General features: G+C 70.1%; 12 protein-coding genes. 9 read left to right on the top strand and 3 right to left on the bottom strand.

Translation table 11 applies throughout. The annotated features are described in order from the left end of the window. Positions 1-458 precede the first annotated feature (458 nt). Positions 459-1,382: a hypothetical protein gene (locus tag AB0J71_RS27065; protein WP_352320846.1), complete on the bottom strand. Its 924-nt coding sequence runs from the start codon at positions 1,380-1,382 to the stop codon at positions 459-461. Between the two features lie 466 nt (positions 1,383-1,848). Then, entirely contained in the window at positions 1,849-3,165 is a 1,317-nt protein-coding gene (locus tag AB0J71_RS27060; protein ID WP_352320844.1) for a lysine 2,3-aminomutase, read from the bottom strand. A gap of 175 nt (positions 3,166-3,340) precedes the next feature. Between AB0J71_RS27060 and AB0J71_RS27055 the strand changes: the two genes are divergently transcribed. The 5 genes from AB0J71_RS27055 (at position 3,341) to AB0J71_RS27035 (ending at position 10,588) form a co-directional block, all read left to right on the top strand. Further along, positions 3,341-3,901, top strand: coding sequence for a DUF1707 domain-containing protein (locus AB0J71_RS27055; RefSeq protein WP_364416614.1), 561 nt, complete (start codon positions 3,341-3,343; stop codon positions 3,899-3,901). A 155-nt stretch (positions 3,902-4,056) separates the two neighbouring features. Then, complete coding sequence (plsX, locus tag AB0J71_RS27050) at positions 4,057-5,076, top strand: phosphate acyltransferase PlsX (protein ID WP_352320840.1); 1,020 nt, start codon at positions 4,057-4,059, stop codon at positions 5,074-5,076. Between the two features lie 41 nt (positions 5,077-5,117). After that, positions 5,118-7,409, top strand: a complete 2,292-nt coding sequence (locus tag AB0J71_RS27045) for an HAD-IC family P-type ATPase (RefSeq protein ID WP_352320838.1) — start codon at positions 5,118-5,120, stop codon at positions 7,407-7,409. After that, positions 7,406-9,133, top strand: coding sequence for an arginine--tRNA ligase (gene argS / locus AB0J71_RS27040; protein WP_352320836.1), 1,728 nt, complete (start codon positions 7,406-7,408; stop codon positions 9,131-9,133). Before AB0J71_RS27045 ends, argS begins: the two co-directional genes overlap by 4 nt. Before the next feature lie 120 nt (positions 9,134-9,253). After that, positions 9,254-10,588: a hypothetical protein gene (locus tag AB0J71_RS27035; protein WP_364416612.1), complete on the top strand. Its 1,335-nt coding sequence runs from the start codon at positions 9,254-9,256 to the stop codon at positions 10,586-10,588. Between the two features lie 6 nt (positions 10,589-10,594). Here AB0J71_RS27035 and AB0J71_RS27030 read toward each other — a convergent pair whose 3' ends face one another. Continuing rightward, entirely contained in the window at positions 10,595-10,978 is a 384-nt protein-coding gene (locus tag AB0J71_RS27030) for a cell division protein SepF (protein ID WP_352320833.1), read from the bottom strand. 170 nt (positions 10,979-11,148) lie between these two features. On the opposite strand from AB0J71_RS27030, the gene AB0J71_RS27025 reads away from it, so the two are divergent. From AB0J71_RS27025 to AB0J71_RS27010, 4 genes are all read left to right on the top strand, one after another. Further along, on the top strand, positions 11,149-11,919 hold the full coding sequence (locus AB0J71_RS27025) for a PhzF family phenazine biosynthesis protein (RefSeq protein WP_352320832.1): 771 nt from the start codon (positions 11,149-11,151) through the stop codon (positions 11,917-11,919). A 98-nt stretch (positions 11,920-12,017) separates the two neighbouring features. Continuing rightward, a complete protein-coding gene (locus AB0J71_RS27020) occupies positions 12,018-12,452 on the top strand; it encodes an Hsp20/alpha crystallin family protein (RefSeq protein ID WP_352320830.1) in 435 nt (144 codons plus the stop codon). A 55-nt stretch (positions 12,453-12,507) separates the two neighbouring features. Then, positions 12,508-12,819, top strand: a complete 312-nt coding sequence (locus tag AB0J71_RS27015; protein ID WP_352320828.1) for a MerR family transcriptional regulator — start codon at positions 12,508-12,510, stop codon at positions 12,817-12,819. A 510-nt stretch (positions 12,820-13,329) separates the two neighbouring features. After that, positions 13,330-13,785: a hypothetical protein gene (locus tag AB0J71_RS27010; RefSeq protein ID WP_364416610.1), complete on the top strand. Its 456-nt coding sequence runs from the start codon at positions 13,330-13,332 to the stop codon at positions 13,783-13,785. Positions 13,786-14,091: the final 306 nt, after the last annotated feature.

Raw genomic sequence — 14,091 nt, 5'->3', positions numbered from 1 at the left:
GGCCGGCGGCGGGCTCGGCGCGGCGCCGCTGCCCTGCAGTCAGCGGCGGCACGCGGGTGCGAACCCCCGGGCCGGAGCGCATCCGCCCAGACCCGTGGCGGGCCCGTCCGCCCGAGCGGCGGACCCGCGACCGACGCGCGGCAGTGCCGCCGGGGCGCTCGGCACCTTGTGAGCGCACACCATCGGCCTGTCCTGTCGGTGCGACGACGCCCCCGTCGTTCCGCGGGCGTCCACCGACGCCGGGGAGAGCGGGAACCCGCCGTCGCGGGAACAACCTGGCACCTGAACGCGGGCCACCGCACGGCCGTCACGGCCGGTTCGCGAGCGTCGGCACCTGGGACGCCGGCGAACCGTCGCACAGCCCTCGGCGGGGCCGCGTGCGCGCGTCGTCACGTCATGTCCGGGACGCGCCCGCGCGGGTCACGTCCGCGGCACGTCCGGGACGCGCCGCGCTCGCCTCAGTCGCGAACCCAGGAGCCCCGCACCGAGCTCGTCAGCGCGTCGCTGCTCCAGCCGAGGGCGGAGACCATGTCGCTGTAGGAGCCGGCGGCCTTGGAGCCGTTGGCCGAGACGAGGCCCGCGGTGTCCTGCATGAGCGGGGTGATCTCGTCGACGGAGGCGGTCCTGGTGGTGCCCGGCAGCGCCTCGGCGATCGGCGCGGCCTCGACGGGGGCGACCTGCCCGACCATCGGGGCCAGCTCGCCGCCGGACGCGTGCGGCAGGGCCATCCTGGCGGCGCGGGTGAGCCCGCCCATCCCGGACTCCATGGACAGGTCGCGCAGGCCCTTGGTGGCGCCCGTCATGCTCGTGGTGGCGGTGCCGGCCGTGCCGGAGCCCGTGCCGGGCAGCAGCGCGCCGCCGCCCACCTTGCCCATCGCGCCGCCGACCGAGGCCCCGGCCAGGGCGGTCATCGTGTCCATGGCGCCGCGCAGCGGGGCGCTGGTGCCGGTGAGCCCGCCGTTGCTCTGGGGCGCGCCCTTGACCAGCGGCTGCGCCATGCGGGCGCCGCCGAGCAGCGGCAGCGACTTGGCCAGGCCCCGGCCGCCGCCGCCGACCGCGCCGCCGCTGAGGATGGGCGACAACTCGGGCAGCGGGCCGCTCGCCTGGGTGACGTCCTCGGCCGCGTTGGGCGTCATCGCCAGGCTGGCGCGCCGGTTCTCGTCGGCGATGTCGCGTGCCCTGGCCTCGCCGGCGGCGTCCGCCGCCTTGGCCTTGTTGGCCCCGGTCAGGCCGCCGAGGCCGCCGCCCAGGCTGCTGAGCAGCCCGCCGCCGAGCAGCCCGCCGAGCAGGTCGAGCGGGCCTCCGCTGGTGCCCCCGCCCAGGCCGTCCAGCGGGACGATCTTGGCGGTGTGAGTGAATTGAACTTCTGCTTGAGCTGGCACGGCCAAAGCCGCCGCCAAGCCGAATGCTGTGACGGCAACGGCCGCCTTGACTACTCGATTCATGATTGCCTTCCCGGCTCGTGATCGATCGCTCTCGAATGCGGTGGAAATGCGAATCGATAACCCCCGAATGCCGTGGCGCACACGCTATGGGCACCACACGAAGCGTGCTGTCACGGCTGAGCTACGGAAGCAGTTGTATCACTGACGGTGATCGCCCGCAGGCGGCCGGAAAGCCCATGTAGCAGGGTTTGCAGGCCGGTTACCGAGTAAAGGGGGAGCGTTGAGCGGAGAGACAAAACCGGAAATACCCCGGTTTTGATTTCGATTCCGCGCGGACCCGATCGCCATCAGGACCCGCGCCGCCGACGTGCGCCCGCACGGCCCGCGAACAAGTGGTCGCATTAACAAATGTCCCGGGCCGGGGGCGCACAATTCAGTGGCGGTGGTGCGAGAACGCGACCACTCAGATGGGCAGCAACGCGTCGGCCGGCTCGAACGGAAAACGCTCGGCGAAGGCCGGCCGCAGATCCGTCAGCCAGACCGCCGACGGGTCGTACCGGGCGAAGAACGGCCGCCCGACCAGCTCGGGGTCGCGGGCCTGGATGAGGTGGAGCACGAAGACGCGCTCACCGGCGATCTCGGTCACGCCGTCCACGCACACCTTGCCCGGCGTGGCCGACATGGACGGCCCCCGGACCGTACGGCAGAGCCCGGAGACGGTCGAGTAGGCGTCCCTGAAGATCTCGTACGCACGGGCCAGCGGGACCGCGAAGTAGTCCTGCGGCCCGGTGTCGCGCTCGACGAACATGTAATAGGGAATCAGCCCCATCCGCAGCTGCCGCCGCCACATCGACGACCACACGGCCGGATCGTCGTTGATGGACCTGATGAGCGGCGCCTGGGTCCTGATCGTCGCCCCGCTGCCGAGGATGCGTTCGACCGCCGACTCCACCAGCGGCGAGTCCAGCTCCCGCGGATGCGAGAAGTGGGCCATGAACGCCAGGTTCTTGCCGGCCTTCACCACCTCCTGGAACAAGCCGAGCGTGGCGTCGGCGTCGGGGTCGGTGGTGAAGCGCTGCGGCCAGTAGGCCAGCGCCTTGGTGCCGATGCGGATCGATTCGAGCTGGTCGAGGCCGAGCAGCGGCTCGATGTACCGCCGGATGACCGGCTCACCCATGATCATGGCGTCGCCGCCGGTGATCAGGACGCTGGTGACCTCGGGGTGGTGGCGGATGTAGGACACCATCCGGTCGACGTCGTCGGAGGCGAACTTCAGGTCCGCGTCCCCGATGAACTGCGCCCACCGGAAGCAGTACGTGCAGTAGGCGTGGCAGGTCTGCCCCTGTTTAGGGAAGATGAGCACTGTCTCTGGATATTTATGCTGCATGCCGGGCACCGGCTCGTCGTCCATCCTCGGGACGTTGAGCTCCTTCTGCCCGGCGGGATGCGGGTTGAGCTGCGCGCGTACGCGGTTGGCCTCGGCCTGGACCTCGCTGTTGGGCGCCTCGGCCTTGAGCAGGTCGGCCAGCCTGGCCACGTCCGCGGCGGGAAGCATGTCCTCCTGCGGGAAGACGAGGCGGTAGATGGGATCGTCGGGCGCCGCCGACCAATCTATGAGTTCATCCACGACATAGGCGTTCGTCCGGAAGGGCAGCACCGTGGCCACGGCGCGGACCCTCAGCCGCTCCTCGTCGTCCAGCCCCGCCCGTCGCAGGAGCTCGTCGAGGTGCTTGGACGTGTACGCCTTGAAGCGTCGGGTACCTGCCTGGTTCAAGATCACTAGGCCTTTCCCATCTTTTTTGTTCGATCGCGTGTAAACCTCACGACCCAGTCGCGCGTCTACGGTTCTTAATATCCGGACGCGACGCGCCGCGTCCCCGGTTCCACTGGGCTCCAAGTTTCCTTGCAGGTTTGACACTCGCGACATATCGCGATTCGACATACACTGATTCATCGTGACCGAGGATCTCGATCTGCGCGCCTCCGACGCCGACCGCGACCGTGTCGCAGCCCTGCTGGGCGACGCGCTCGCCACCGGAAGACTCACCAGCGTCGAGCACGCCGACCGTCTGGAGATCGCCTACACGGCGAAGACGATCGGCGAACTCGTCCCCCTCACCCGGGACCTGCCCCAGGTGTCCGCCCCGTCCGCCCTGCCCGAGGCCATCGAGCACCAGGTGATCAGCTCGAAGTTCAGCAAGATGGTGCGCAAGGGGCGCTGGGTCGCGTCCCGGCGCACCAAGCTGTCGGCCCGCTTCGGCGCCCTCGTCATCGACCTGTCCGACGCCGTGCTCCCCGGCCGGGAGATCACCATCGAGACCGACGCGAAGTTCAGCAAGATGATCGTCCGGGTGCCGGAGAACGCCCACGTGATCGACGAGGGCAGCTCGATCTTCGGCAAGCGCAACGTCAGCGGCGGCTCGGCGGGCGACGGCCCGCTGATCCGGGTCACCGGCTCGTCGAAGTTCTCCAAGGTCATCGTGACCCGCGGCCTCGACGACTGGAACCTCCACTGACGGCCCCTCGCGACTGGGACCGCCGCGCCGGGGAAGCAGGGAGGTCCACCCGCCGGTCGACCTGACGTCCGGCCTGCCTACGATGCGGACATACACGAGCCCGCGTACCGGCCCGGCCGGGCGACGGCGGGCTCGTCTGTCCCACGAGGTGACCATTGTCCGACAGCAGGCCCGTCGCGCTCGACGCCATGGGCGGCGACCACGCTCCCCACGAGATCGTGGCCGGCGCGGTCCACGCCGTCCGCGAGCGCAAGCTGCCCATCGTGCTCGTCGGTTCACCCCGCATCCTGTACGAGGCCCTGGCCGACCACGACGCCACCAAAGAGGTCCCGATCGTCAGGGCGGAAGAGGCCCTGGCCATGGACGAAGGCGCCCTGGCCAGCCTGCGCCGCCCGCGGTCCAGCATCGCCATCGCCTGCCACCTCGTCCGCCGCGGCGACGCCTCGGCCGTGGTGTCGGCCGGCTCGACCGCGGGCATCGTCGCCACCGGCAGGCTCCGGCTCAAGGCCCAGCAGGGCGTCCTGCGACCGGCCATCGCCGTGGCGCTCCCGACGCTCCCCACCCCCACCCTCCTGGTGGACGCCGGCGCCAACGCCGAGGTCAAACCGGAGATGCTGCTGCAGTTCGCCCACCTCGGCGCGGCCTACGCCGAGCTGGCCTACGACATCCCCGAGCCCAGGATCGGCCTGCTCACCATCGGCAGCGAGGCGGAGAAGGGCAACAAGCTCGTCAAACGCGCCCACGAACTGCTGCAGTCCTCCCCCGGCATCCGCTTCACCGGCAACGTCGAGGGCCACGACCTGCTCACCGGCAAGGTCGACGTCGTCACCACGGACGGCTTCACCGGCAACGTCGCGCTCAAGACCATGGAAGGCGCGGTCCGGTACGCGTTCGGCGAGCTGGCCGAGACCATCGGCGAGAGCAGGATCGCCAAGTTCGGCGCGCTCATGCAACGCGGCCGCCTGCGCGAGCTGCGCAGACGCCTCGACGCCGAGGCCCACGGCGGCGCCGTCCTGCTCGGGCTGAACGGGACGGTGGTGATCGCCCACGGCTCCTCCAGGGCGCCCGCGATCAGCGCCGCCTGCCAGGTCGCCGCCGACCTCTCCGCGGGTGGCATCGTCGCCAGGATCGGCGACCGGATCGCCGCCGCACATCGCTCACACCGACTCTGGTGACGCCGTAGTGTGTGAGACCGATCCACAGAAACGGGGGGTATGTGGACGGCCTCACCTCAGCACAGGTCGCGGAGGCGAAGACCAACGAGGTGCCGCGGCGGTCGAGCAGATCGCTCAGCGCGATCATCAGGGCGAACGTGTTCACCCTGTTCAACCTGGTCATCGGCGTGCTCTGGGCGCTGATCCTGATCTTCGGCGAGTGGCAGGACGGCCTGTTCGGCCTGGTGATCGTGGCCAACGCGCTGATCGGCATCGTCCAGGAGCTGCGCGCCAAGCGCACCCTCGACAAGCTCGCCGTGATCAACGAGGCCCCGGTCCGCGTCCGCCGCGACGGCCGTGAGCAGCAGGTCGAGCCGCACCGGGTGGTCCTCGGCGACCTGGTGCTGCTCGGCTCCGGCGACCGCCTGCTGGTCGACGGCGAGGTCGTCGGCTCCGACGGCCTGGAGGTCGACGAGTCGCTGCTGACCGGCGAGGCCGACCCGGTGCACAAGAAGCCCGGCGACCAGGTGTTGTCGGGCAGCTTCGCGGTCGCCGGCTCCGGCGCGTACGTCGCCACCCGCGTCGGCACCGACGCCTACGCCGTGCGGCTGGCGGAGGAGGCCAGCAAGTTCCACCTCGCCCACTCCGAGCTGCGCGAGGGCGTGGCGAACTTCATCAAGTACATCACCTGGCTGGTCGTGCCGATCGGCGCCCTGCTGATCTACAGCCAGCTGCACAACTCCGCCGACTTCTCCACCGCCATCACCGGCGCGGTCGCCGGCATCGTCACCATGATCCCCGAGGGCCTGGTGCTGATGACCTCGATCGCGTTCGCCGTCGGCGTCATCCGCCTCGGCCGGCGCAAGTGCCTGGTCCAGGAGCTGCCCGCGATCGAGGGGCTGGCCAGGGTCGACGTGCTCTGCCTGGACAAGACCGGCACCCTCACCGCCGGCGGCATGGACCTCGACCAGGTGCTCCCGCTGCGCGACGACCAGCCGGTCGAGCCCGCGCTGGCCGCCCTGGCCCACCTCGACGCCCGTCCCAACGCCACCGCCCAGGCCATCAGGGCCCGCTACCCCGCCCCCGCCGACGGCTGGTCGGCGGCCTCGTCCGTGCCCTTCTCCTCGGCCCGCAAGTGGAGCGGCGCCGACTTCGGCGGGCACGGCGCCTGGCTGCTGGGCGCCCCCGACGTGCTGCTGCACGACGGCGACGGCTACGACAAGGCCGCCGAACTGGCCGCCACGGGCACCCGCGTGCTCGTCCTGTGCCGCACGCCCGACCTGCGGGCCGCCCAGGACGGCGGGCCCGTCGAGCCCGTCGCGCTGGTCACCCTCAGGCAGCGGATCAGGCCCGACGCGCTCAAGACCCTCGGCTACTTCGCCAAGCAGGGCGTCACGGTCAAGGTCATCTCCGGCGACAACCCGGAGGCGGTCTCCGCCATCGCCATGAGCCTGAAGATCCCCGGCGGCGACCGTTCCGTCGACGCCAGGACGCTCCCCCAGGACGACCCCGACAAACTCGGCGAACTGCTCGACTCCCACACCGTGTTCGGCCGGGTCAGCCCGCAGCAGAAACGGCAGTTCGTCGGCGCGCTGCAGGCCCGCGGGCACACCGTGGCCATGACCGGCGACGGCGTCAACGACGTCCTCGCGCTCAAGGACGCCGACCTCGGCATCGCCATGGGCGCGGGCAGCCCGGCCACCAAGGCGGTGGCCCAGGTGGTGCTGCTGGACGACAAGTTCGCCACGCTGCCGCACGTCGTCGGCGAGGGCCGCCGGGTGCTGGCCAACATCGAACGCGTCGCCAACCTCTTCCTCACCAAGACCTTCTACGCGATCGTGTTGTCGCTGGCCGTCGGCGTGGCCGGGGTGATGTTCCCGTTCGCGCCCCGCCACTCCACCCTCACCAACGCGCTGACCATCGGCATCCCGGCGTTCTTCCTGGCGCTCGCGCCCACGGTCGAACGGGCGCGGCCGGGGTTCGTCCGGCGGGTGCTGCGCTTCGCCGTGCCGGCGGGGGTCTTGTGCGCGATCGCGGTGCTGCTGTCGTTCTGGGCCGCGCACAGCGGCACCTCCACCCTGACCGAGGACCAGACGTCCGCGGTGATCACCCTCTTCCTCACCACGTGGTGGGTGCTCGTGCTGATCACCAGGCCGCTCAACTGGTGGCGGATCACGCTGCTGGCGTCCATGGCGGGGCTCTTCGCGCTCGCCCTGTCGCTGCCGCCCGTCAGGCGCTTCTTCGCCCTCGCGCCCGGCGACCTCAGCAACGACCTGACCGCCGTCGGCATCTCCCTGGTGGCCGCTGCGGCGATCAGCATCGCGGTCAAGGTCGCCGGTACCCTTAGAACATGACCGACCCGCAGATAGTGCTCACCGAGCGCGTCCAGCAGGCGCTGGCCAACGCGTTCGGCGCCGAGCACGCCGACGCAGACCCGCTGATCCGGCCCTCCCAGTTCGCCGACTTCCAGGCGAACGTCGCGATGAGCCTGGCCAAGCGCCTGCGACGGTCCCCGCGGGAGGTCGCCGAGGCGATCAAGGCCGAGCTGTCCGACTTCCCCGGCACGGTCGAGGTCAGCGGCCCCGGCTTCCTCAACATCACGCTCGCCGACTCCTGGATCGAGTCCCAGGCCGCGGGCATGCGCGACGACCAGCGCCTGGGCGTCGGCACCAGCACGCCCGCGCAGACCATCGTGATCGACTACTCCGCGCCCAACGCGGCCAAGGAGATGCACGTCGGCCACCTGCGCACCACCATCGTCGGCGACTCCCTGGCCCGCCTGCACGAACACCTCGGCAACAAGGTGATCAGGCAGAACCACCTCGGCGACTGGGGCACCCCGTTCGGCATGCTCATCGAGCACCTGCTCGACATCGGCGAGCCGGCCGCGGTCGCCCAGCTCGAAGCGGGCATGGGCACCGAGTTCTACCAGGCGGCGCGGGCCAAGTTCGACGCCGACGAAGGCTTCAAGCAGCGCGCCCGGGTCCGGGTCACCACCCTCCAGTCGGGCGACCCGGCCACCATGCGCCTGTGGCACGTCTTCATGGACGCCACCGTCCGCTACTTCAACAAGGTCTACTCCCTGCTCGGCGTCACGCTGACCGACGCCGACCTCGCGGGCGAGAGCATGTACAACCCCATGCTGGAGAAGACCTGCGCCGACCTCGAGGCGTCGGGCGTCGCCGTCCACAGCGAGGGCGCGCTCTGCCTGTTCCCGCCCGGCTTCACCGGCTCCGACGACAAGCCCCTGCCGCTCATCATCAGGAAGAGCGACGGCGGCTACGGCTACGCCTCCACAGACATGGCGGCGATCCGCTACCGCGTCCACGACCTGAAGGCCGACCGCATCCTCTACGTGGTGGGCGCCGACCAGGCACTCCACTTCCGCATGGTCTTCGCCTCCGCGCAGATGGCCGGCTGGCTGCCCGACACCGTCTCGGCCGAACACGTGCAGATCGGCATGATGCTCGGCAAGGACGGCCGCCGCTTCAAGACCAGGTCGGGCGAGTCCATCAAGCTGATGGACCTGCTCCAGGAAGGCGTCGACCGGGCCTCGGCGGCCATCGCCGAACGCGGCTACGACGAGGCCACCCGCAACGAGATCGCCCTGGCCGTCGGCATGGGCGCGGTGAAGTACGCCGACCTGTCGGTCAGCCACGACAGCGAATACGTCTTCGACTACGACCGCATGCTGGGCTTCACCGGCAACACCGGCCCCTACATGCAGTACGCCACCGCCCGCATCCGGTCCATCTTCCGCAAGGCGGACATGGAGCCGGCGGCCGCCACGTCCCCGATCCTGCTGGCCGAGCCCGCCGAGCGTGCCCTGGCCCTGCACCTGCTCGGCTTCGGCACGCTCATCGAAGAGGTCACCGCCCGCTCCGAGCCCCACCGGCTGTGCAACTTCCTCTTCGAGACGTCGAGCCTGTTCAGCACGTTCTACGAGCAGTGCCCGGTGCTGCGGTCCGACGTCGAGCCCGAGACCCGCGCCTCGCGGCTGGCCCTGTGCGCGCTGACCCTGCGCGTGCTCGAAACCGGCCTCGACCTTCTGGGCGTCCCCGTCCCCGACCGCATGTAACAGGCAGTTGGCTCAAAGTCTCCCGTTCCGTCATGGGCGCGCCTCCACCGGGTTGGCGCGCCCTAACGGCTAGGCTTTACGCGGTCATGAACTGAGGCCGAAATGGGGGAGTTCTCTGCCTTGAGCACGGACCTGACTGCGAGCCCCCAGGCAGCGACGGAGTTGCAACGCTACGCCGAGGCGCTGCTGGCGCACCTCGCCGCCAATGGCACCGCTCCTCCCGCCGCTCCGGGCTTTCGCGACATACCCGGCCACTGGCTGCCTCCTGCCGTCGAAGCACTGGTCGCCATCCTCGCCGGCGACGACCCGCTCGAACCACTGAGCAGGGCCGCCGGCCGCGACCAGCAGCAGACCGCGCTCTTCCTGTGCCTGGCCCTGGCGGTGTCCGGGCAGGGCAGCCGCATCCACGCCTCCTGGCTCGGCACGGCCTTCGGCGAGCTGTCGCTCGACCGTCCCGTCACCCACGGCCAGCGCTCGCTCTGGCTGGCCGCCGCCCGCGGCGCCTACGGCCCGGCCGGCAAGATCTTCGTGCTGCGCAAGCTCGACGCGCTGGCCGTCCAGGAGCACGCCGACGTCGAGGAGTGGGTGCAGGCGCTGGTGCCAGGCGAGCCCGCGGTCGTCGTGCCGCCGTCGCTGGCCGACTTCCCGGAGATGGCCGAAATCCCCGACCTGGCCCGTCCGGCGGTCGCGGCCGCCCGCCTGGCCAGGCTGCGCGGCCGCTGCGCCGAGATCACCTCGGCCCGGCAGGCCGACCACGACTCCGCCGCCCCGCTCAGCAACAGCTCGGCCAGCCCGGCCGCGTCCTGGGCCGAGGACGAGCCGCTGGCGGTCCTGCGCGCCCAGATCGGGCAGGGCGGCCCCGCCGGCCCGATGGCCTCGCTGATCTCCCACCTGCTCGACGACCTGCGTCCCGGCGCCGACCCGCACCTGGCCGCCATCGCCCTGCACGTCGCCGCGCCCATCCTGCGCGGCCTGGCCGAGGAGCTCGAAGCCGACAGCCGGCTGACGCCGCCCGCCACGCTGACCGTCCCGCTGCTCGGCCACCGCATCCACCTGCGCCCCGAAGGCCCCGACGAGACCTCGATCGCCACGGCGGAGCACGCCATCCTCACCGAGGGCGTCGTGCCGCGCGGCCGGCCGTGGGCCGCGTTCGTGCTGATCGTGGCGGGGGTCGCGTGCCTGGCCGGAGCGGCGTTCAGCGCCTCGCTCCTGCTGGCCGCCGCCGGGGTGGCCATGCTCGGGCTGGGCGGCTGGCAGCTCTGGCAGCGCCACAAGACGATCGTCGCCGACGCCCGTTACGTGGCCGCCCAGGTCAACGAGCTGAAGGAGCTGGCCGAGGGCGCCGTCTGGGCCCTGCACGCCTACGCCAGAGAAGCGGACGCACGTGCGAAACAGGCCGCTGACGATGCAGCCGAGCTCACCCGGCTGATTCGTCGCGGCCCGCGCGCTGCTTAGACCCGATCAGGTCGTCTCGATCTCCACGTGCGCCGGCGCGAGCAGGAACACGCGATCGGCGATGCGCTCGATCCGACCCTCGCAACCGAACGCGAGCCCGGCGGCGAAGTCGACCATCCTCGTCGCCTCGGGCATCGCCATGCCCGTGACGTCCATGATCACCGTCTGCCCGTCACGGAAGTGCTGACCGATCAACGGTGCGTCGTTGTACTTGAGCGGCTGGACCATCACGATGCGCGACGCGTCGACGTTCGCGCGCCACCGCCGGGCGGCCCGCTCCGTCGCCGGAACGTACTCGTCCTCGTAGTGCTCGTCGTCGTCATAGCCGTCGTCGTAGTGATCGACCCCGCTCAGGCCAAGGTAGTTCACCACCTTGCGCACTGCCCCCATCGGCTTGTCCTTTCCTCAGGAACTCACCGTAATCGGCACGTCCCTACACATTGGACGGTAACCGACGATTCCGCATTCGCCACGCGACACGCCCAGCCCTAATTCCATTTTGTACGGCTTGCAACCCGCTTGCATCTGGATATCCGTCCCCCCCGTATAGCATCGGCCACATGCGCCTGTTCACTGTAGACGCCTTCACCGACACAGCTTTCAAGGGTAATCCCGCAGGTGTCTGCCTGCTGGACTCTCCGGTTACTGATGGGTGGATGCAGAGCGTAGCCGCCGAGATCAACCTCTCCGAGACCGCCTTCCTGCTCGGCGATTCCCTACGGTGGTTCACCCCTGTGGTCGAGGTCACTCTCTGCGGTCATGCCACGCTGGCGACCGCTCACGTTCTGTATTCGACCGGCGCCGCCACCGGCCCCGTCGAATTCCGCACGGCCAGCGGAACGCTAACCGTGAATCGCGCCGCCGGAGACCTCATCACGATGGATTTCCCGGCCAAGCAGGTGACGCCCGTCACGGTTCCCGACGGCCTGGAGAAAGCGCTCGGAGCCACCCCGGTACAGGTCGGGAAAAGCGACCTGGACCTGCTGGTCGAGCTCGATTCAGAGCAGACGGTACGCGCTCTGCGCCCCGACATCCCGGCCCTGTCGGCGGTGGAGGCGCGCGGCGTCATCGTCACCGCCCGCGGCACCGGCACGGATTTCGTCTCACGATTCTTCGCTCCCAAAGTGGGCGTCGCCGAGGATCCGGTGACCGGCTCGGCCCACTGCGCCCTGTCGCCGTACTGGTCCGCGCGGCTCGGCCGCACGACCCTGACCGGTGCACAGCTGTCCGCCAGAGGCGGCCTGGTCCACACCCGCCTCGACGGCGACCGCGTCCACCTCGCCGGCCATGCCGTGACCATCCTCACCGGCACACTCCTCACGCCCGGGTAAAAACTTCCTTACCTTCCTTGCTTCCCTCTGCTCAGCTCTCTAACCTACAAATCGAGTTGGAGGTTAGCTACTACGACAGAAGCAGGAGGTTCGGAACCATGCTGCTGACTTCGATCGACCCGTTCTTCCAGGAGTTCGAGCGCCAGTTCAACCGGCTGGCCCGCCAGACCTTCGACAACGGCAGCGCCGCCACGATGCCGATGGACGGCCTCCGCCGCGACGACGACGTGGTCCTGCGCTTCGACCTGCCTGGCATCGACCCGGACTCCATCGAGGTCACCGTCGACCGGGGCGTCCTCACCGTCAGCGCCCGCCGCGAGGAAGAGATCGCCGAGAACGAACGCCTGTTCGTCCGCGAGCGTCCGATGGGCACGTTCACCAGGCGCGTCTACCTGTCGGAGCACCTCGACAGCGACCGCATCGACGCCGGCTACGCCAACGGGGTGCTCACCGTCCGCATCCCCGTCCTCGAACGCGCCAAGCCGCGCAAGGTGGAGATCCGGCGCAACGACACGAAGGCCATCCAGGCCTGAACCGGCACCGGGGGCGGGGCAACCCGGCCCCGCCCCCGAATCCCGAGGAGGCCCGATGCCCGAGCTGCCCTTCGACGACGAGCACGCCCCGCTCTACTCCCTCGGCCAGGTCGCCGAGATGCTCCAGGTCCGCCAGGCCTACCTCCGCCGCCTGGACGAACACGACGTCATCAGCCCGACCCGCTCATCCGGCGGCCAACGCCGCTACTCCCGCAACGACATCCTGATCGTCCAGCACGTGACCGACCTCGCCGACCAGGGCATGACCCTGATCGCCATCCGCCGCATCCTGGAACTCGAACGCGAACTCGCCGACGTCCGCCGGCAACTCAAAGAAGCCCGCACCCGCCTCGACGAGGCCACCTGACCCCCGCCGCCCCCAGGACAAGCTGGCCTTCCTGCCCTCTCCCCCGACAAGCCCCCTTCCAGAGTCCCGCCCAGCCCGCCGGCCACGAAATTCCCGCCCCCAGCATCCCGACGGGCCTGCCCCACCCCGCAAGGCCGTCACATACAAACGATCCCCGCCCTCAGGCGACCGGCGCTGGGCCCCTCAGGCGACTGGCGCTTGGCGCTCCCGGCGCCCGGTGTCCGGAGCCCGGCGCTCCCGAGCCCGTCCTCCGGCGGTTGGCCACCCGGAGCTCCAGGGCTCAGTGACCGGCTCGCCCTGAATCCTCGCCACCGGCGCCGACTCAGGCATAAACGCCATCCCGACCTGTCGGGCGTAGGATGCGCCCTTGCCGTACCACCGCCCACCCCCCGACAGGACTCGCCCGTCATGAATCCCCACCACGAACACCTTCGCGCCCGTTTCCGAACCGCGCCGCTCCAACCCCCGCCCGCACCCTGGCGCCCCCTGCCGCCAGTAGCGGTCGGAGGCTTGACCGGCGTCGGCTTCGCCATGCACCCCGAATCGGGCGAAGACCTCATCCTCGTGACCTCTCACCAGGGCCGCGGCGTCCTCAACTGCGTCACCGGCCAACGCATAGCACGCGACCCCAACCCAGAACCAGCCTGGCCGGACGACTACACCCTCACCTGCCAAGGCATAGGACCTCTTGCAGGCACCACCGTCAAAATCTCCGGCCTCCTGGGCGGCGGACTGCACACGACCACCACGCATGGATGGTCCATCGATGTCGTAACACCCGACTGGCCCATCGAAAGCGTCCTGCTCTCCAACGGCGGGGACCCCTACCGCGACGAAGCCGGATCAACCTGGTGGCACATCCACCGCGAAGAGGGCTGCGAGCTCCGCACAGCCGGCTTCTCCCCCACAGGCCGAACCCTGGCCCTCGCCTCCAGCTGCACACTGACCCTCTTCACCCACCCCTGACCCCCAGCCAGCCACCATGGCATCAGAACAGCGGATCTTCAAACCTCGCTGGACTCTCGATGCCCCCAGCCCAGAGCCGGACTCCTGGAATACACAGCTACGCCACCACTCCGGACAGTTGAGTGCGGGCACCCGCGGCGCCCCGCGACAAACACCCTGGAAGAGGAACACCCCGCCGGAAATGCGGAAAAGGGTTCCGGCCGAAGCCGGAACCCTCCCCGAACGCGAAGAAGCCCCACACGGTTCGTGTGGGGCTTCTTCGAAAGATTGTCCGGCGGTGACCTACTCTCCCACACCCTCCCGAGT

This window comes from Nonomuraea sp. NPDC049637 (assembly GCF_040675235.1).
Classification (GTDB): Bacteria; Actinomycetota; Actinomycetes; order Streptosporangiales; family Streptosporangiaceae; genus Nonomuraea.
The sequence above is the reverse complement of the archived record's forward strand: the minus strand, read 5'-3'. Positions and strand labels throughout refer to the sequence as shown.

Bases quoted from the DNA above. Each gene is read 5' to 3' on its own strand.
- AB0J71_RS27030 (WP_352320833.1), bottom strand. From the start codon at position 10,978: ATGGGGGCAGTGCGCAAGGTGGTGAACTACCTTGGCCTGAGCGGGGTC.
- AB0J71_RS27025 (WP_352320832.1), top strand. From the start codon at position 11,149: ATGCGCCTGTTCACTGTAGACGCCTTCACCGACACAGCTTTCAAGGGT.
- AB0J71_RS27015 (WP_352320828.1), top strand. From the start codon at position 12,508: ATGCCCGAGCTGCCCTTCGACGACGAGCACGCCCCGCTCTACTCCCTC.
- argS (WP_352320836.1), top strand. From the start codon at position 7,406: ATGACCGACCCGCAGATAGTGCTCACCGAGCGCGTCCAGCAGGCGCTG.
- AB0J71_RS27020 (WP_352320830.1), top strand. From the start codon at position 12,018: ATGCTGCTGACTTCGATCGACCCGTTCTTCCAGGAGTTCGAGCGCCAG.